This is a genomic window from Buchnera aphidicola (Aphis gossypii) (genome assembly GCF_013394915.1).
GTDB lineage: Bacteria > Pseudomonadota > Gammaproteobacteria > Enterobacterales > Enterobacteriaceae > Buchnera > Buchnera aphidicola_AZ.
Genome location: NZ_CP056771.1, coordinates 43,411 through 63,249, shown reverse-complemented (window position 1 = coordinate 63,249; position 19,839 = coordinate 43,411). Strand labels below are relative to the sequence as shown.

At 27.3% G+C, this 19,839-nt stretch carries 19 protein-coding genes and 1 tRNA gene; 7 read left to right on the top strand and 13 right to left on the bottom strand.

What is annotated here, in order from left to right:
* Positions 1–94: 94 nt before the first annotated feature.
* Positions 95–1,159 carry a signal recognition particle-docking protein FtsY gene (gene ftsY / locus HU701_RS00330; protein WP_178918900.1) on the bottom strand — a complete coding sequence of 355 codons (1,065 nt, stop codon included), beginning with the start codon at positions 1,157–1,159 and terminating at the stop codon, positions 95–97.
* A gap of 127 nt (positions 1,160–1,286) precedes the next feature.
* Between ftsY and rsmD the strand changes: the two genes are divergently transcribed.
* The 3 genes from rsmD to dnaC are packed head-to-tail and all read left to right on the top strand — an operon-like array spanning position 1,287 to position 3,135.
* Positions 1,287–1,868, top strand: coding sequence for a 16S rRNA (guanine(966)-N(2))-methyltransferase RsmD (gene rsmD, locus HU701_RS00325; RefSeq protein WP_158345881.1), 582 nt, complete (start codon positions 1,287–1,289; stop codon positions 1,866–1,868).
* Positions 1,869–1,900: 32 nt separating this feature from the next.
* A complete protein-coding gene (locus tag HU701_RS00320; RefSeq protein ID WP_158345880.1) occupies positions 1,901–2,395 on the top strand; it encodes a DnaT-like ssDNA-binding domain-containing protein in 495 nt (164 codons plus the stop codon).
* Entirely contained in the window at positions 2,395–3,135 is a 741-nt protein-coding gene (gene dnaC / locus HU701_RS00315; RefSeq protein ID WP_158345879.1) for a DNA replication protein DnaC, read from the top strand. Before HU701_RS00320 ends, dnaC begins: the two co-directional genes overlap by 1 nt.
* A 21-nt stretch (positions 3,136–3,156) precedes the next feature.
* Here dnaC and efp read toward each other — a convergent pair whose 3' ends face one another.
* From efp to HU701_RS00300, 3 genes are all read right to left on the bottom strand, one after another.
* Complete coding sequence (efp, locus tag HU701_RS00310) at positions 3,157–3,723, bottom strand: elongation factor P (RefSeq protein ID WP_158345878.1); 567 nt, start codon at positions 3,721–3,723, stop codon at positions 3,157–3,159.
* Positions 3,724–4,001: 278 nt separating this feature from the next.
* Positions 4,002–5,648, bottom strand: coding sequence for a chaperonin GroEL (groL, locus tag HU701_RS00305; RefSeq protein WP_158345877.1), 1,647 nt, complete (start codon positions 5,646–5,648; stop codon positions 4,002–4,004).
* A gap of 58 nt (positions 5,649–5,706) precedes the next feature.
* Positions 5,707–5,997 carry a co-chaperone GroES gene (locus HU701_RS00300; protein WP_053940012.1) on the bottom strand — a complete coding sequence of 97 codons (291 nt, stop codon included), beginning with the start codon at positions 5,995–5,997 and terminating at the stop codon, positions 5,707–5,709.
* 244 nt (positions 5,998–6,241) lie between these two features.
* Here HU701_RS00300 and HU701_RS00295 point away from each other — a divergent pair.
* Positions 6,242–6,314: transfer RNA gene (locus HU701_RS00295), tRNA-Phe, on the top strand.
* 17 nt (positions 6,315–6,331) lie between these two features.
* Here the strand turns inward: HU701_RS00295 and mnmE are convergent.
* The 5 genes from mnmE to rpmH are packed head-to-tail and all read right to left on the bottom strand — an operon-like array spanning position 6,332 to position 10,094.
* A complete protein-coding gene (gene mnmE, locus HU701_RS00290; RefSeq protein WP_158345876.1) occupies positions 6,332–7,699 on the bottom strand; it encodes a tRNA uridine-5-carboxymethylaminomethyl(34) synthesis GTPase MnmE in 1,368 nt (455 codons plus the stop codon).
* A 56-nt stretch (positions 7,700–7,755) separates the two neighbouring features.
* Positions 7,756–9,354: a membrane protein insertase YidC gene (gene yidC / locus HU701_RS00285; protein WP_178918898.1), complete on the bottom strand. Its 1,599-nt coding sequence runs from the start codon at positions 9,352–9,354 to the stop codon at positions 7,756–7,758.
* A 2-nt stretch (positions 9,355–9,356) separates the two neighbouring features.
* A complete protein-coding gene (yidD, locus tag HU701_RS00280) occupies positions 9,357–9,614 on the bottom strand; it encodes a membrane protein insertion efficiency factor YidD (RefSeq protein WP_158345871.1) in 258 nt (85 codons plus the stop codon).
* A complete protein-coding gene (rnpA, locus tag HU701_RS00275) occupies positions 9,593–9,937 on the bottom strand; it encodes a ribonuclease P protein component (RefSeq protein WP_158345869.1) in 345 nt (114 codons plus the stop codon). The genes yidD and rnpA overlap by 22 nt, the downstream gene beginning before the upstream one ends.
* A gap of 13 nt (positions 9,938–9,950) precedes the next feature.
* A complete protein-coding gene (gene rpmH / locus HU701_RS00270) occupies positions 9,951–10,094 on the bottom strand; it encodes a 50S ribosomal protein L34 (RefSeq protein WP_158345867.1) in 144 nt (47 codons plus the stop codon).
* Positions 10,095–10,472: 378 nt separating this feature from the next.
* Here rpmH and dnaA point away from each other — a divergent pair, with 378 nt between their 5' ends.
* The 3 genes from dnaA to gyrB all read left to right on the top strand — a co-directional run bounded on the left by dnaA (position 10,473) and on the right by gyrB (position 15,430).
* The gene (gene dnaA, locus HU701_RS00265) at positions 10,473–11,837 is read left to right on the top strand and encodes a chromosomal replication initiator protein DnaA (RefSeq protein ID WP_178918896.1); all 1,365 of its coding nucleotides are present in this window, start codon (positions 10,473–10,475) and stop codon (positions 11,835–11,837) included.
* 4 nt (positions 11,838–11,841) lie between these two features.
* Positions 11,842–12,942: a DNA polymerase III subunit beta gene (dnaN, locus tag HU701_RS00260; protein WP_178918891.1), complete on the top strand. Its 1,101-nt coding sequence runs from the start codon at positions 11,842–11,844 to the stop codon at positions 12,940–12,942.
* Between the two features lie 76 nt (positions 12,943–13,018).
* Positions 13,019–15,430, top strand: a complete 2,412-nt coding sequence (gene gyrB, locus HU701_RS00255; RefSeq protein WP_178918888.1) for a DNA topoisomerase (ATP-hydrolyzing) subunit B — start codon at positions 13,019–13,021, stop codon at positions 15,428–15,430.
* An 81-nt stretch (positions 15,431–15,511) separates the two neighbouring features.
* On the opposite strand, the gene HU701_RS00250 is transcribed toward gyrB, so the two are convergent.
* The 4 genes from HU701_RS00250 to atpA are packed head-to-tail and all read right to left on the bottom strand — an operon-like array spanning position 15,512 to position 19,835.
* Positions 15,512–15,925 carry a F0F1 ATP synthase subunit epsilon gene (locus tag HU701_RS00250; protein WP_178918886.1) on the bottom strand — a complete coding sequence of 138 codons (414 nt, stop codon included), beginning with the start codon at positions 15,923–15,925 and terminating at the stop codon, positions 15,512–15,514.
* Positions 15,926–15,955: 30 nt separating this feature from the next.
* On the bottom strand, positions 15,956–17,353 hold the full coding sequence (gene atpD / locus HU701_RS00245) for a F0F1 ATP synthase subunit beta (RefSeq protein WP_158346846.1): 1,398 nt from the start codon (positions 17,351–17,353) through the stop codon (positions 15,956–15,958).
* 26 nt (positions 17,354–17,379) lie between these two features.
* The gene (gene atpG / locus HU701_RS00240; protein WP_158346844.1) at positions 17,380–18,255 is read right to left on the bottom strand and encodes a F0F1 ATP synthase subunit gamma; all 876 of its coding nucleotides are present in this window, start codon (positions 18,253–18,255) and stop codon (positions 17,380–17,382) included.
* Between the two features lie 44 nt (positions 18,256–18,299).
* Positions 18,300–19,835: a F0F1 ATP synthase subunit alpha gene (atpA, locus tag HU701_RS00235; RefSeq protein WP_158345857.1), complete on the bottom strand. Its 1,536-nt coding sequence runs from the start codon at positions 19,833–19,835 to the stop codon at positions 18,300–18,302.
* Positions 19,836–19,839: the final 4 nt, after the last annotated feature.

Genomic DNA, 19,839 nt, shown 5'->3' with positions numbered 1-19,839 from the left:
TAAAATTTAAAATCAAAAATTTATATAAATATTACACACATTAATATTGAAACAAATAATACAAACTATTTTATGTTTAAAATTTTACAAAAAATTACTTTATATCATCAAAAATAGAATTAATAAAATTATTACTATTGAAAGTAATCAAATCAGTTGATTTTTCACCAGTTCCAATATAACGAATAGGAATAGAAAATTGATCTGATAAAGAAAAAATTACTCCTCCTTTAGCTGTGCCATCTAATTTAGTAATAATTAACCCAGTTAAATTAAGTGATTTATTAAACATTTCAGTCTGTCTAATTGTATTTTGACCATTACAAGCATCAATCACTAGCACTATTTCATGTGGAGCAGATACATTTAGTTTCTTAACAACTCTAACTATCTTTTTAAGCTCTTCTAATAAATGTTGCTTGTTATGTAGTCTTCCTGCTGTATCAATGATTAAAACATCAATTTTCTTAGAAATAGCAGATTTTAATGCATCAAATGCTACTGCCGCTGGATCCGCCCCTGAAACTTGAGCTATAACTGGAATATCATGTGTTTTTCCTAATGTTTTTAATTGATCTATCGCAGCAGCACGAAATGTATCAGCTGCCGCTAACATTACAGATTTTCCATCTAATTTATATTTTTTTGCTAATTTTAAAGCAGTTGTAGTTTTCCCGGTTCCATTTACACCAACTACTAATATAACAAATGGCGTTTTATTCGAAATTAAAAGAGGTATTTCTACTTTCTTTAAGATTAAGTGCATTCTTTCTTTCAAAATAAAATATACTGATTTTGGATTTTTTAATTTCCGACGATTAGTGTCATTAATTAATCCTTTAATAATTTTTTCAGTAGTATTGATACCAATATCAGATAAAATCATAGTATCTTCTAATTCTTCAAATAAAGATTGATCTATATTTTTTGAACTAAAAATCTGAATAATACGATTATTAAAAAAATTTTTAGTTTTTTTTAAACTTTCTTTTAATTTAAAAAAAAAATCAATTTTTATATTATTTTTAGATTCTTGTTTTTTAATAACTACAGTATTAATTTTTTTATTTATTTCATTTTTATTTAAATCAGATTTATTTCTTTTAATGATTTTTGAATTAATCCAAGAGAATAAATTATTTTTTTTATTATCATTCATTCAATTACCTCCTAATTAAAAAGTAAAAATTATTTACTCAATATTATAAAAATGCAAAATTAAATATTTATTTAAATTATATTTAATAATAAAATGAATTATATCACTAACATAGACATCTAATAAAATGTATAATTCTTTTTTAAGAAAAAATGGAAGAGTTTATATTATTTCAGGCAAGCTTAAGGGAAAGAAAATATCTTTTAAAAATAATTTAAATATACGTCCAACAACTAATCGAATTAGAGAAATACTATTTGATTGGCTTGCTAAAGATATTAAAAATTCTCGTTGTCTAGATTGTTTCGCAGGAAGTGGGGCATTAGGATTAGAAGCTATATCTCGACATGCTGAATTTGTTACTTTACTAGAAATAGAAAAAAAAATCGTATTTTCATTGATAAAAAACTCAAAAGAATTAAATGTATCTAACATAGAAATCATACATACGAACACCTTGGAGTGGTTAAAAAAAACGAAGAAACCATATGATATAATATTTATAGATCCACCATATAATACAAAATTAATAGAAAATACTATAATTTTACTAGAGAAAAGAAAATGGATAAAAAATAAGTCAATAATTTATATAGAAACTAAAAAAAATCAATCTTTAATCATACCACATAATTTTACTTTATATAAAAAAAAAACAACCAATAATATTGCATTCTATCTTTATATTTACGAAAAGATTAAAATTTAAAAGCATTAACAAATTAAATGGAATCAAAATTTATGAAAATTTTAGTATCTAAAAATATAAATCTAGATTTATTTTGTAAAAATCCTATTAATATGATAAATGAAGCTAAAAATGGAGTTCTATCTATATCAAAAAATAAAAAAATTCTTTTTTATGTTGTAACTCCAACAGTATTAAAAAAAATATTTGATCTTGAATACAATTTTGAACAAGAAGATATATCAAAAGAAAAAAAAATAAAACAAAAATTTTCTATGCATTCAAAATGGACTCCTGATAAAGACTTTCTTCGAAAAGCAGCGTTATGGGGTATAATATTAGATAAAGAAGTATCAAGTCACGAACTTAATGCTTTTATTTCTTATTGGGAAGCTGAAGGTTGTTTTTTTTATCACGTACAATGGGAGCAAAAATTAGCAAGAAGTCTACAGAAAGTGCGTTCTTTTAATTTGCTTAAAAAACAAAAAGATATTACTTATATACCAGTACCTGATAAAAAAACACCTGATGGATTTAGAGGGAACTAATGACATTTTATACTGAATTTTTTAAACGTCTTCAACGCATTATGCCTAACAATATAAAACCTAAATTTGAAAATGATCAAGATTTACTAGCTTGGAATCAAGAACAAGGAAGAATATCTTCTGAATCAATATTACGTCAAAATAAAGCAATGAAAATGCAAAGAGTGTTAGGAAGATCTGGAATTCGTGAATTATATATGAATTGTTCATTTGAAAATTATAAAATTGAACATGAAGGGCAAAGAAAAGTACTTAAAGCAGCAAAACGTTACGCTGAAGAGTTTAATGAAAATATTGCAAGTTTTATTTTCTCAGGTCGACCTGGAACTGGTAAAAATCATTTAGCATCAGCTATAGGAAACTATTTAATTTTACATGGAAAAAGTATTTTAATAGTAACGGTAGCCGATTTAATGTCCAATATGAAAGGTACATTTAGCGGATCTAGCAATATCACTGAAGAAAATTTATTACATAATCTAAGTAGTGTTGATTTATTAATGATTGATGAAATTGGAATGCAAACTGAGTCAAGATATGAAAAAGTAATTATCAACCAAATCGTTGATAGAAGATCATCTTCAAAACGATCTACTGGTATGCTATCAAACTTAGATCATAAAGGAATGAAAAACTTATTAGGAGAAAGAGTAATTGATAGAATGAGATTAGGTAATAGTTTATGGTTAACTTTTGAATGGGAAAGCTATAGACAATATGTCAAAGGCGATGAATACTAATAAATGTTTGATTTGAGGTTTTTATTTAACTCTAGCTACATACTCACCCGAACGTGTATCAATTTTAATTAAAGATCCAATTTGTATAAATGATGGAACTTTTACAACTGCTCCTGTACTTAATTTAGCTAATTTAGTATTTGTACTTATAGTATCACTTTTTAAAGTTGCTTCTGTATCTACTACTTTTAACTCTACAAAAATATTAGGTGTAATAGAAATGGGTTGGTTATTCCAAAAAGTAATAATGCACGTATCTTGCTCTAATAACCATTTTGAATTTAAACCGATAATTTGTTTTTCCACTGATAAATCTTCGAAAGTGTCATTATTAATAAAATACCAAAAATTACCATCATTATATAAATAAGATAATTTATATTCTGAAACATCAGCTACTTCTAATGAATCTGTTGATTTAAATGTTTTTTCTATCAGTTGATTTGTTAACAATTTTCTTAATTTAACACGAACAAAAGCTTGGCCTTTTCCAGGTTTAACAAATTCACTGGATTCTATTAAACAAGGTTGATTTTCAAAAATAATTTTGCAACCAACACGAAAATTATTGCTTTGATATACTCTCATGAAACCTCTATAACGAAAGATATTAATCTTTCTTATAAAAACAAAATTTCAATATATATTTATTATGCATTAACTAAAAAAATTTAAAATAAGTTTTTATAATTAATAAAATAAAAAAATTAAATTATTTTAAAAAGTTATTTATATCTTAAAATATAACTCTTACAATTTTAGCTATGAAACTTTTATTTTTATTTAAAATCAATTCTTTCCTCAGAAAATATATCTGAGGAAAGAAATCTTTAAATTAATTTGAACAATGATTAACTAAAAAATTTTTACATCATTCCGCCCATTCCACCCATTCCACCGGCAGGAGAAGCGCTTGTGTCAGAAGATTTTTCATCTTTCGGTAAATCTGTTACCATACATTCTGTTGTAATCATTAAACCAGCAACAGATGCAGCATATTGTAAAGCAGATCTTGTAACTTTAGTAGGATCTAATATTCCAAAATCAATCATATCTCCATATTCATCAGTCGCAGCATTATAACCGTAATTACCTTTTCCGTCTTTTACATTATTAGTTACTACAGAAGGTTCTTCACCTGAATTTGAAACAATTTGACGTAAAGGAGCTTCCATTGCACGTAAAGCTACTCTAATTCCAACATTTTGATCTTCATTTTGTCCGCGTAAACTAGATATTTTTCCAGCTACACGTACCAATGCAACACCACCACCAGCAACAACACCTTCTTCTACAGCAGCTCGAGTTGCATGTAAAGCATCTTCGACACGAGCTTTTTTCTCTTTCATTTCTACTTCTGTCGCAGCTCCAACTTTCAGTACTGCAACACCACCAGATAGCTTAGCTAAACGCTCATTTAACTTTTCTTTATCATAATCAGAAGTAGCTTCTTGAATTTCTTGACGAATTTGACTAATACGACTTTGGATGGCATGTTTTTCTCCAACACCACCAATTATAGTTGTCGTATCTTTATTAATTACAACACGTTTTGCTTGTCCTAAATCTTCTAAAGTAGATTTTTCTAATTCCATTGCTAGTTCTTCTGAAATTACAGAACCTCCAGTTAGAATCGAAATATCTTGTAACATTGCTTTTCTTCTATCACCAAATCCAGGAGCTTTAACAGCGGCAACTTTCACAATTCCACGCATAGAATTGACGACTAACGTAGCTAAAGCTTCTCCTTCTAAATCTTCTGAAATAATTAACAATGGTTTTCCAGATTTTGCAACAGATTCTAATATTGGAAGCATTTCTCGAACATTAGAAATTTTTTTATCAGCCATTAAAATATATGGATTTTCTAATTCAACAATTCCAGTTTCTGGCTTATTAATAAAATAAGGCGATAAATAACCTCGATCAAATTGCATACCTTTAACAACTTCAAGTTCGTTTTGTAAACCTGTTCCTTCTTCTACTGTAATAACTCCATCATTACCTACTTTTTCCATAGCCTCAGCAATTAAAGCACCAACTTTTTCATCAGCATTAGCAGAAATAGTACCTACTTGTGTAATTGCTTTAGAATCAGAGCAAGGTACCGATAAGTTTTTAAGCTCTTCAACAGCACTAATTACAGCTTTATCAATACCTCGTTTTAAATCCATAGGATTCATTCCAGCGGCAACAGCTTTTAGACCTTCATTAACTATTGATTGCGCTAGCAACGTTGCTGTTGTAGTTCCATCTCCAGCTGCATCATTCGCTTTGGATGCAACTTCTTTTACCATCTGAGCTCCCATATTTTCGAATTTATCTTCTAATTCGATTTCGCGAGCTACTGAAACACCATCTTTCGTAATACTAGGAGCTCCAAAGGATTTATCTAAAACTACATTTCTACCTTTTGGACCTAAAGTAACTTTAACTGCATCAGCTAATACGTTAACCCCACGAAGCATTTTAATTCGAGCTTCATTACCAAATTTTACATCTTTAGCACCCATTTTGACATTTCCTTAAATATATTTTTTATAGATATATAAGCATAGTTAGCATATTTTACTATTCAACAATCGCTAAAATGTCACTTTCAGTTAAAATTAATAATTCTTCGTTATCAATTTTTTCTGTTTTTGCACCATAACCTTCGTTAAAAATTACAATATCTCCAACTTTCACATCTAATGGTTTAATATTTCCATTATCCAGAATACGACCATTACCAACTGCTGTAACTGTGCCTCGGTTTGACTTGCTGGCAGCAGATCCTGTAAGAACAATACCACCGGCAGATTTTGATTCTGCTTCTTGACGTTTTACAAGTACACGATCATGCAACGGACGAATTTTCATATAACAATACTCCTGTGAATAATCCTTTTATTTATTTAAAATATATTTTTAGATTTATATTTTTTAATATTTTATCTTTAATATTAAATATAGGGATGCTTATGAAAAGTTTCAAGGGTAAAAATTATTTTTAATGAGTTTTTTTTAAATATTGTTTAAATCAGTTCTTAATATAGTATGTAATTTAATTTAGACAAAAAAAGTATTGACAAAGTTTTACCTTTGATGATTTAATGTAAAAAATGCCCGGATAGCTCAGTCGGTAGAGCAGGGGACTGAAAATCCCCGTGTCGGCGGTTCAATTCCGCCTCCGGGCATAAATTTTTCTAACAATTTATTTTCCTATGCAAAAAGTAGAAAAAATACGACTTAATAAATCATTCGAACTAAAAGAACCTGTTATTTCTCCTAATAATTGATTTATTAAGCGCAATGATTCAGCTAATAACTCAATATTTTTATAATTTAACCATGTTTTTTTTGCTTTTAGAAACTCAACATAAGATAATTCAATTTGATGTAAATGACGTCTTCTAGCAACAAATAAACCTTCTTTTTCTTTATTTTTTTCTACTTTTACAAGATGTTTCTTTAATATATCTAATCCTTGACCTGTAATAGCAGAAATACTAATGAAGTAATAATCTCCTATTTTTTTTATATCAAATTCATCTTTTAATAAATCATTTTTATTTAAAACGAAAGTTGTTTGTATGCAACAATTATATGAATTAATTTTTTTAATAAAATCATGCGATATTTTCTTTTGTATTTCAATATCTATTGTCTTATCTATTACAAATAAAACATGATCACATGTTTTAAGTGTATCCCAGGCTCGATTAATACCAATTTTTTCAACTTCATTTTTAGTATTATGTAAACCTGCTGTATCAATTATTTCACATAAAAAACCATTAATATTTACATGCTCATAAAGAAGGTCGCGTGTTGTACCAGGAATATTCGTGACTATTGCTCGATTACGCGAAGATAAAACATTTAATAAACTAGATTTTCCAGCATTAGGAGGCCCAAAAATTATAATTTTTTTCGCTTCTCTTATCACGCTTTTGTTTATAATCACTTTTTTTATTTGTAAAAATTGATTATCTAATTCTTTTAAATGTTGAAGAATAATATCATCAAAATTAAAATCAATTTCTTCTTCTGAAAAATCTATACTAGACTCGATATTAATACGAAATTTATTTAATCTTTCAACTAGATTAGTTATGTAATATGAAAAACTTCCCTCTAAAGAACTTAATGCACCTTTTGCCATAGATTCAGTTTCAGAATTAATTAAATCATCTATAGCCTCAGCTTGAACTAAATCAATTTTACCATTTAAAAAAGCACGCTCACAAAATTCACCTGGTTTAGCTAATCTTGTATGCTTAATAGATAAAATTCTTTTTATCAATAAGTCCATTAGCAACGGACTGCCATGTCCTTGCAATTCTAATACGTCTTCGCCTGTAAACGAGAAAGGAGCAGGAAACCATAAAGATATTCCTTGATCTAAAACTTTATTATTTTTATTTAAAAATTTTGTGTACGTTGCAAATCTTGGTTTAGGTATTTTACCTAGAATTTTTATCGCAACTTCTTTTGCATTTATTCCAGAAACACGTAATATTCCAACAGAGCTTTTACCTGGGTAAGTAACTGGAGCAACAATAGTATCATTTCGTATCATAAAATACTTTCTTATTTAAAATAAATTTTTTTTAAATTAAAATCAAAATTCTTACTTTAATTATTTCTTTTTTCAAAATTAAATAAAATAATTTTTTGTTGTATAATAGTGACTAAATTGCTCACTATATAGTATAAAACTAATCCAGCGGGAAACCATAAAAAAAATACAGTAAAAACAACAGGCATAAAATGTGCTATTTTTTGTTGCAATGGATCCGAAGAATGACTAGATGATGTTTTTTGAATAAAAAACATTGTAATACCCATAATAACAGGTAAAACATAATAAGGATCCTGATCAGATAGATCTTTAATCCATAGCAAAAAAGGAGCATGACGCAATTCGACAGATCCAATTAACATATAATAAAGAGATAAAAAAATAGGCATTTGTATAAAAACAGGCAAACAACCTCCTAATGGATTAATCTTCTCTTTTTTATATAAATTCATTATTTCTTGACTCATACGCTGTTTATTTTTACTAAAATTATTTTTTATTTCATTAATTTTAGGTTGTAATTTTCGCATTTTAGCCATAGAAATGTATTGTGCTTTTGTTAAAGGATAAGTTATAGCTTTCATAATAAATGTAATTAAAACAATAGAAAAACCCCAATTTCCTATAATACTATGTAACATACTTAACAACTTAAACAACGGTTGTGATAAAAACCAAAGCCATCCATAATCTACTGTTAAATCTAAATTTGCAGCTACCAATGCCATATCTTTTTGTAAAGCAGGACCTATCCAAATTTTTGATGTTATAATAGACTCTGAACCAGAGGGAATATTAAAAAAAGAAGATTTATATCCGATAGCGGCAATATTATGATCAATATAAGAGGTGTAAATAGTATTCAAATTTACATCTTCTTCAAGTATCCACGCTACAGAAAAATATTGTTGCAACATTGCAATCCAACCACTTTTAGTGAAAATATGTAATTGTTGATTATTAGAAATATCATCAAACTTATATTTTTCATATTTTGTATCAGTACTTGAATATGCGGCTCCTCGAAATGTCTGTAAAGCAAAATTTCCACTATAAATATCGCGTTCTTTAGGAAGTTTGATGGTTTGTTTTAACTGATTAAACATGCGAAGTTGTAAACTATTTTTGCTAAAATTATGTATGTTATATTCTATCTTTATATCATATTTGTCTGGTTTAAGAATAAAAGTTTTAGTATAAATAACATTATTTTTATTAGTAAAAATTATTGGAACACGTAATTCTTTTTGATTTTTTTTCAATTCAAAAAAATTATTTTTTGCATGATAGAGTGGTCTGCTATAATTCTCTGCATTATCAGGACCATCTCTTCCGATCAATCCACTTTGTGCTTGATAAATAAAATCTGATCTTGTTTCTAACAATTTAAGTGGTTTAGGAGAATTTAATTTATCTTTATAAGTTAATAAGCTAGCTTCTTCTATATCGCCTCCATGCATATTTATCACTAAACGGATGACATCGTTTTTAATTACAATGTGATTAAGATAATCTTTTTTTTTAAAATTAATATTTATACTGCTTTTTTCATTATTATAATCGTTTGAAAATGATTGGTTTTGCCATTTTTGCCACAATAAAAAAGAGACAAACAAAAAAACAAAAATAAAAAAATTACGCTGTACTTCCATAATTAATATTCGCTTTTATCTTTTGCATTTAAAGATATAGAATTGCATTCATTCGAATGCAATGGATGACACTTAAATAAACGAAAAATTGTTAATATCACACCTTTAATAAAACCAAATTTACGTAAAGATAATAACATATACGTTGAGCAAGTTGGATAAAAACGACAACGTGATTGCATAAAAGGACTGATACAATACTGATAAGTCAAAATAAAGAAACTTAAAAATCGTACAATTATTGACGATATTTTAACCATAAATTCTCCAATATGTTAATAACATTCTTATTTTTTAGAAAAATAACATTCTTTTGGGCTATTACTACAAAATCCATAGAAGTTAATTTATGTTGTAATAAACGAAAAGTTTCTCGAATTAATCTTTTAATTATATTGCGCTTATATGCATATTTTATATTTTTTCTAGGTATATTAATACCTAATCTAGGATATCCTAATAAATTTGGTCGTCCTAAAATAGTTAGTTCAAAATTTTTTTGAACGCAATTTTTTTTAAAAACGTATTCGAAATTTATAGGCTTTAATAATCTAGATTTTTTTTTAAAAAAATAATTTAACATTATATGAAACCTATTATTTATTAGAAATACTCAAACGAGCTCTCAATTTAGCACGTCTTCGTGATAAAATATAACGGCCATTTTTAGTTGCCATTCGAATTCTAAACCCATGTGAACGATTACGCTTTAATATTGATGGTTGAAAAGTTCGCTTCATTTTAATATTTACCTAGAAAAAATTAATAAGATTGTATAATTAGTTAAGTATAAATACAAAAAACATATTTTTAAAAATTAATTTATTTCAAAAAAATTTTTAAAATTTTTTAAAATATGAAAAATATTTATAAATATTTTGATATTTTATTTTAAATATACGATTAAGTTATGAGTTGTAAAAATAAAATATAGATAAAATAATTTTACCAAGTAAACACCCAGAAAATAAGTCAGATCATTTTTTTTATATGAACCCATTTTAAATTATATAACTTTTACTTTAAAAATATGATGTTATATAATTTTTTAACATAGAAATAAAAAATTTTTTATAAAACTTTAATTTTATTCAATTCGTTGGCTTGGAGTCTATACCGTGTCACTTTGTCTTTGGAAACAATGTCTTGACCAGTTACAGGATGAGTTACCATCCACAGAATTTAGTATGTGGATACGCTCTCTGAAAGCTAAACTAAACAACAATATTTTAGAAATACATGCTCCAAATCAATTTATACTAGAGTGGGTAAAAGATAAATATTTAATTACTTTTAAAAAAATACTAAAGAGTGTTTGTGGATTAAACACACCATTATTAACATTTAAAGTATACCAAAATTCTGAAGAAAAAAAATTTAAAAAAAACAGTTTAAACTATTTAAAAAAAATAAAAATAAAACGAAAATGGGATAAAATACCTATTTCGAATGATATATCTTATAATTCTAACATTAATAAAAAAAATAAATTTGAAAACTTTATAGAAGGAAAATCCAATCAGTTGGCATGTGCAGCAGCTTCTCAAGTAGCTCATAATCCAGGTAATTCTTATAATCCACTTTTTTTATATGGAGGAACTGGGTTAGGTAAAACACATTTGCTTCACGCTATTGGAAATAAGATATTAACATATAAATATAATATGAAAATAACTTATATGCATTCTGAACGTTTTGTTCAAGATATGGTTCAAGCTTTAAAAAACAATGAAATCGAAAAATTTAAATTATATTATCGTTCAGTTGACGCATTGTTAATTGATGATATTCAATTTTTTGCGCATAAAGAACGCTCTCAAGAAGAATTTTTTCATACATTTAACACTCTTTTAGAAGGAAATCATCAAATTATATTAACTTCAGATCGTTATCCAAAAGAAATAAAGGGTGTGGAAGATCGATTAAAATCAAGATTTGGATGGGGTTTAACTATTTCTATAGATCCACCAGAGCTAGAAACAAGAGTGGCTATACTAATTAAAAAAGCCGATGAAAAAAAAATTATACTACCTGACGAAGTCGCTTTTTTTATCGCTAAACGTTTATGTTCTAATGTTCGCGAACTAGAAGGCGCTTTAAATAGAATAATTGCTAATTCTAATTTTACGCATAGATCTATTACAATTGAATTCGCACGAGAAGCACTAAAAGATATATTAGCTTTACAAACAAAGCTGATAACAATTGATAACATCCAAAAAACAGTTGCAGAGTACTATAAAATCAAAATATCAGATTTATTATCTAGAAGACGTTCTCGTTCAATAACTAGACCAAGACAAATGGCTATGGCTATGGTAAAAAAATTAACTAATCATAGCTTACCAGAAATTGGTAATGCATTTAGTGGAAGAGATCACACCACCGTGCTACATGCTTGTCGTAAAATTGAACAATTAAGAAAAGAATGTCATGATATTAAAGAAGATTTTTCCAACTTAATTAGAACTTTATCCGTGTGATTTTATGAAATTCGTTATTAAAAATAATATTTTAGTTGAAAATTTAAAAAAAATTATTCGTTTGTTAGTTAAAAACACATCACTTCCTATCTTAGAAAATATTCTTATAGAAATCAAAAAAGGTATATTATTTTTAACAACAACAAATTTAGAAAATGAAATAATTGCAAACATCAAAACGTTGAGAGAACATATACCAGGTAAAATAACTATTTCAGGAAAAAAAATATTAAATATTTGCAAAAATTTACCAACAACATCAGATGTTCAAATACAATTAAAAAATAATAAAATATATATTTCTTGCGAAAATAGTAGTTATATACTATCAACCTTACCAGCTGAAAATTTTCCTAATCGCCAAAATTTTGATCATACTTCTAGTTTTTATATATCATCAGATACCTTAAAAAATATGATTTTAAAAACTGAATTTGCAATGGGGAAGCAAGATGTTCGTTATTATCTTAACGGTATGTTATTCGAAAAAAAAGAAAATTGCTTTAGAAGCGTTTCAACAGATGGATATAGACTAGCAACATCATATACTTTTTTAAAAGAAAGTATAAATTCTTTTTCTATTATTATTCCAAATAAAGGAATAGTAGAAATATTAAGATTACTAAATACAAAAGAAACGTTATTACATATTTTAATAGGAACTAATAATTTGAGGATATACATCAATAATTTAATTTTTACTACTCAATTAATCGAAGGAAAATATCCTGATTATAATAGCGTTTTATTAGATCAACCTAAAAAACCTATTATTATCAACAATAATTTATTAAAACAATCATTATTACGAACTTCTATTCTGTCACATGAAAAATTCTCTGGAATTGAAATTATTATTAAAAATGGTGAGCTAAAAACAATATCTGATAACCAAGAAGAAGAAACTGCACAAGATAAGTTTAACGTTGAATATTTTGATAATACAATAGAAATATCAATTAATGTGTATTATATATTAGATGTACTTAACAGTATTAATACTAAAAATATTTTTTTGTTTTTAAATGAATCTCAAACTTCTATACAAATTGAACCAGAAAATCATTCTTCAACCGTTTACGTTATAATGCTACTAAAACGTTAATTTGAAAGTTAACATATAATAAAAATCAAAAAATAAAACAATTAATGCAACATTAAAAAATTCAGTAGGAATACTTATGAAAGACAACTATAATTCTTCGAATATTCAAATTCTAAGAGGACTAGATGCAGTACGAAAAAGACCTGGAATGTACATTGGAGATACTGATGACGGTAGTGGATTGCATCATATGGTTTTTGAAATTGTAGATAATTCTATTGATGAAGCATTAGCAGGATTTTGCAAAGAAATAATAGTTATTGTTCATAAAGATAATTCTGTATCAATACAAGACGATGGAAGAGGAATTCCAACAGATATACATCGCGAAGAAAAAATTTCAGCAGCAGAAGTCATTATGACTGTATTACATTCGGGAGGAAAATTTGATAATTCTTCATACAAAATATCTGGCGGACTGCATGGCGTAGGTATTTCAGTTGTAAATGCTTTGTCAGAAAAACTAGAATTAATAATATATAAAAACCAAAAACAATATCGACAAATATACAAGAATGGAATTCCAGAATCACCTTTATTACAAATTGGAAAAACAAATAAAACAGGTACATATATTAGATTTTGGCCTAGTCATAAAACTTTTACGAATAAAAGAAAATTTCAATATGAAATTTTGTCTAAACGTTTACGTGAATTATCTTTTCTTAATTCTAATGTTTCTATCAGTTTAAAAGATAATAGAAATTATGTAGAAAATCATTATCATTATAAAGGTGGTCTTAAAGCTTTTATTAAGTTTTTAAATAAAAATAAATTAATAATTAATTCAAATATATTTTATTTTAAATCGATTAAAAACAACGTTGAATTAGAAGTAGCTATTCAATGGAATGAAACACATAAAGAGAATATATATTGTTTTACAAATAATATACCGCAAAAGGATGGTGGCACCCATTTAGCAGGTTTTAGATCTGGAGTTACACGAACGTTAAACTTGCATATTGAGCGAGAAGGATATAATAAAAAAAATAAAACTATTATTACAGGAGAAGACACGCGAGAAGGATTAACGGCAATCATATCAATTAAATTACCTGATCCAAAATTTTCTTCGCAAACAAAAGATAAATTAGTTTCATCTGAAGCAAAATCAGCAATAGAATCATTAATCAATGAGCATCTTATTGAATATCTTTTAGAAAATCCCGTTGATGCAAAATCTATAATTCAAAAAATCATCAATGCAGCAAAAACAAGAGAAGCCGCAAGACGCGCTAGAGAAATAAATAAAAAAAAAGCAATATTAGATTTAGGAGGTTTACCTGGAAAATTATCTGATTGCCAAGAAAATGATCCTACAATATCAGAAATTTATTTAGTAGAAGGAGATTCAGCCGGGGGGTCTGCAAAACAAGGTAGAAATAGAAAAAACCAAGCAATTTTGCCTCTCAAGGGTAAAATATTAAATGTACAAAAATCAAAATTTAATAAAATTATTTTATCTCAAGAATTGGCAGCTCTAATTACAGCTTTAGGATGCGGAATTGGAGAAAACGAATATAATTTAGAAAAGTTAAGATACAATCATATTATTATAATGACTGATGCAGATGTTGATGGGGCGCATATTCGTACATTATTATTAACATTTTTCTATCGTCAATTACCTGAATTAATTGACAAAGGATATATTTATATTGCCCAACCTCCTTTATATAAAATTAAAGTAGGAAAAAAAGAAAAATATATTAAAAATGACGAAGAACTGAAAAAATATCAAATAAAAATCGCTTTTAAAGATCTGATCATAAAAAATGAAAAATATAAAAATATCGAAAATCAAACAAAATTATTTAAACAAATAATCTCGGAATTTAATAAAATTCAAGTTAACATAAAAAATAAAAAAAATTATTTTTCTGAAATAATATTAAACGAATTAATTTATCAACCATATTTAAACGATTTAAGTAATAAAGAAAAAGTAATTATATGGATAGAAAAATTAGTACAAGAATTAAATAAAAAAGATCAAAATAATACATTTTATCAATTTAAAATTCAAGAAAAAGAAAATTTAAATATATTTATACCTACTATAATTTCATCTAGATATGAATATTATAATCAATATGAATTTACAAGAAAATTTTTAGAAAGCAAAGAATACATATCAATTGTTAAATTAGGGGAAAAATTCAAAAAATTTCAAAAAAATAATAACTTTATAGATAAAGGAGACACAAAATACATTATTAATGATATCAAAAAAACTATAGAATGGTTACTTGGAGAATCTAAAAATAATTTTTTTGTACAACGCTACAAAGGACTTGGGGAAATGAATCCAGATCAATTATGGAGTACTACGATGAATCCTGAAACAAGAAATATGTTACAAGTTACCATTAATGACGCAGTTTCAGCAAATAATTTATTTAATATTTTAATGGGAGATACAGTTGAACCAAGACGAAAATTTATAGAAAATAATGCTTTAAACGCTGAAAATATAGATATTTAAAAAAATTTAATACAATTTTTTTATATATTGATATATTTCTAAAATTCATTGCGGCAGGAAAAACCAGCCGCGAACATATTTTTATTTAAGTTTACTTATTATTTCAAGAACACGAAGTTTTGCAATTTCTTGAGATATCTGTATTAAAAGATCATCTTTTTTAATTGTTTTATCTTGACTTTTAAAACATTCTTCGGCTTGCTTTTTCGCTTTTAAAATACGTTCTCGATCTAAATCTGCACCACGAATTGCAATATCTGCTAAAATAGAAACAATAGAAGGTTGAACTTCTAAAATTCCTCCTGATATATACAGGCACTCTTCTGTTTTATTTTTATGCGATATATATATTATTCCTGGTTTAATTATACTTAATAATTGAGTGTGTCCCGGATAAATGCCCATTTCTCCTTCACTTCCAGAAATCTGTATTTTTTTAACTAATCCGGAAAATATACGTTTTTCAACACTAACAATATCTAAATAAAAATGCATGGAGACATCCAAAAAAATATTTATTATAATTTATAATGTTTTTGATTTTTGTTGAACTTCTTCAATTGAACCTACCATATAAAATGCTTGCTCTGGTAAATCATCAAACTCACCTTCTATTATCCCTTTAAATGCACGAATACTATCTTTTAAAGAAACATATTTACCTGGAAAACCAGTGAATACTTCTGCTACAAAAAATGGTTGTGATAAAAATCTCTGTATTTTACGAGCTCTTGAGACTAACTTTTTATCTTCCTCTGAAAGTTCATCCATACCTAATATTGCAATGATATCTTTAAGTTCTTGATATCTTTGTAATATCGATTGAACCCCTCTTGCCGTGTTGTAATGTTCATCTCCAACAATATAAGGATCTAATTGACGACTTGTAGAGTTTAACGGATCGATAGCTGGATAAATACCTAAAGATGCAATTTGTCGGCTTAATGTAACTGTAGAATCTAAATGAGCAAAGGTTGTAGCAGGTGATGGATCTGTTAAATCATCTGCAGGCACATAAACAGCTTGCACAGAAGTAATAGAACCTGTCTTAGTTGAAGTAATTCTTTCTTGTAATAAACCCATTTCTTCAGATAAAGTAGGTTGATACCCTACAGCAGAAGGCATTCTTCCAAGTAATGCTGATACTTCTGTGCCTGCTAAGGTATACCGATATATGTTATCAATAAACAATAAAACATTTTTTCCTTCATCACGAAATTTTTCCGCAATGGTTAATCCTGTAAAAGCAACGCGTAATCGATTTCCTGGAGGTTCGTTCATTTGACCATATACCAAAGAAACTTTATCTAATACCTTTGAATCTTTCATTTCGTAGTAAAAATCATTTCCTTCTCGAGTTCGCTCACCCACTCCAGTAAACACAGAATATCCAGAATGTTCAATAGCAATATTTCTAATTAATTCCATCATATTTACTGTTTTTCCTACTCCAGCTCCTCCAAATAAACCAACTTTTCCACCTTTTGAAAATGGGCAAATTAAATCAATAACTTTTATACCTGTTTCTAAAATCTCTTGGGAAGTAGCTTGTTCCTGGTAGCTAGGAGGGGATCTATGAATTTCCCAACGTTCTATTTTAGTATTATCTTTATTTTTTAATGGTCCTTTATTATCTATTGTGTGACCTAAAACATTGACTATACGACCTAATGTAACTTTTCCTACTGGAACTTTAATATAGTGACCAAGATTAGTAACAATTAAACCTCTTTTTAAACCGTTTGTAGATCCCATAGCAATTGTTCTGACAATACCGGATCCTAATTGTTGTTGAACTTCCAAAATAAGTTGTTCTCTTTGATTCTTAACTTCTAATGCATGATATATTTTTGGTACTACACTTTGATCAAATTCTACATCAACTACAGCACCAATAATTTGGATAATTTTTCCAGTAGCTATCATTGAATAAATACCTCTAACTAATTTTAATCTACCGATACTGCTGACGCTCCAGCAATAATCTCATTTAATTCTTGAGTAATGCTAGCTTGACGAACTTTGTTATAAATTAATTGTAGTTCTTTGATACGACTACTACTATTATCTGTTGCAGTTTTCATAGCTACCATACGAGCTGCTTGTTCGCTTGCAATATTTTCTAAAATACTTTGATAAATTTGAGACTCAATATATCGATTAAATAATATATCTAAAATTAGTTTAGATTCTGGCTCATATAGATAATCCCATTTCTCTTTATTTAATATACTTTTGTCAGGAGATAAGGGAAGAAGTTGTGTGACTATTGGATATTGAGACATTTTATTATGAAATTTATTATATGCAATAAATATTTTGTCAATTTCACGATTTTGATATTTTTCTAAAATAATTTGTATAGACCCAATAAATTTTGATAAATCTGGATTTTCTCCTATATTAGTTATTTGAGCAAGAATAGCACTCCCATATAACTTAAATACAGATAAACTTTTTAAACCAAATAATATTAAATTACAAGGAACATTGACAAGCATAAATTCTCGTATTTTTAATAGTACTTGTTTAAAAAGATTAGTATTTAAACTACCACATAAACCACGGTCCGTAGAAATGATAATCATTCCAACTTTCTTAATAGTATCTCTACTTTCTAAATAACTATGTTTATATTCCAAACTGCCTTTTATAACATGATGAATAACTTTTTTAATAATCTCAGAGTAGGGCCTGCCTAAACGCATTCGTTCTTCTGTTTTTCTCATTTTAGAAATAGCAACCATTTCCATAGCTTTAGTAATTTTTTTTGTACTTATAACACTAGTTATTTGATTTTGTATTTCTTTTTTACCCACTAGTATTTTCTCTTTTCTGTAATAATTTTTATATAATAACAAATATGAAACTAAGAATTTTTAAAGCTTTCTATTAACTGGGTAAACTGTTTTTTTATTTTCTCATTATACTCTCCATTTTGGTTTATTTCTGTTATTAAATTTAAATAATTATTATGCGCATATATTAAAATATCTCGTTCAAATTGAGAAATTGTTTCGACAGAAATATCATCAAAAAAATGATTTTCCGAAATAAAAAATATTAATGCTTGTTCAGCTATACTTAATGGATTGTATTGTTTTTGCTTAAGAATTTCTGTAATTTTTTGACCATAGAGAAGCTGTTTTTGTGTTGTTGGATCTAAGTCTGATGCAAATTGTGAAAATGCTGCGAGTTCATGATATTGAGCTAATGCTGTTCGAATACCAGAAGATAATTTTTTAATAATCTTAGTTTGAGCGGCACTTCCAACTCGAGATACAGAAATACCAGCATTTACAGCAGGTCGAATACCTGAATTAAATAAATTAGATTCTAAAAATATTTGACCATCAGTAATAGAAATAACATTAGTTGGAACAAATGCGGAAACATCACCAGATTGTGTTTCAATAATTGGAAAAGCTGTAAGCGAACCTGTTTTCCCTATAACTTTTCCCTGAGTAATATTTTTTATATACTCTTCGGAAACACGCGCTGCTCTTTCTAATAGACGAGAATGAAGATAAAATATATCCCCAGGAAAAGCTTCTCTTCCAGGAGGACGACGTAATAACAAAGAAATCTGACGGTAAGCAATTGCATGCTTAGAAAGATCATCATATACAATTAAAGCATCTTTTCCTTGATCACGAAAAAATTCTCCCATAGCACAGCCTGAGTATGGCGCTAGGTATTGTAAAGAAGCAGATTCAGAAGCAGAAGCGACAACAACAATGGTATTCGATAAAGCATTATATTCTTCTAATTTTTTTACAACATTAATAACAGTGGAAAGTTTTTGTCCTATAGCAACGTAAATACATGGGATGTCGAATTTTTTTTGGTTTATAATAGTATCTATTGCAAGTGCAGTTTTACCTGTTTGACGATCTCCAATAATCAATTCCCGTTGTCCACGACCAATGGGGATCATAGCATCAATAGCTTTATAACCAGTTTGTATCGGTTGATTAATTGATTGGCGATCAATAACTCCTGGAGCATTAGATTCTACTGGCAAAAAACTATCATATTTTATAATCCCTTTACCATCAATAGGAAAACCTAATGAATTCACAATGCGGCCTAAAAAATTTGTACCTACAGGTACCTCTAAAATTTTTCCTGTACATCTTACTTTCATACCTTCGCTAATATGAACATAAGACCCCATAATTACAGCTGAAACAGTATCTCTTTCTATATTAAGTGCAATAGCGTATTCGTCATTGCTAGGTAATGAAATCATTTCTCCTAACATCACTTCAGAAAGACCATATATTTTTATAATACCATCGTTAACAGAAATAATAGTTCCTTCATTATAAGACTGATTAAAAACCTCAAATTGAGCAATTCTTTCTTTAATCAATTGACTAATTTCTGTAGAATTTAATTGCATATAT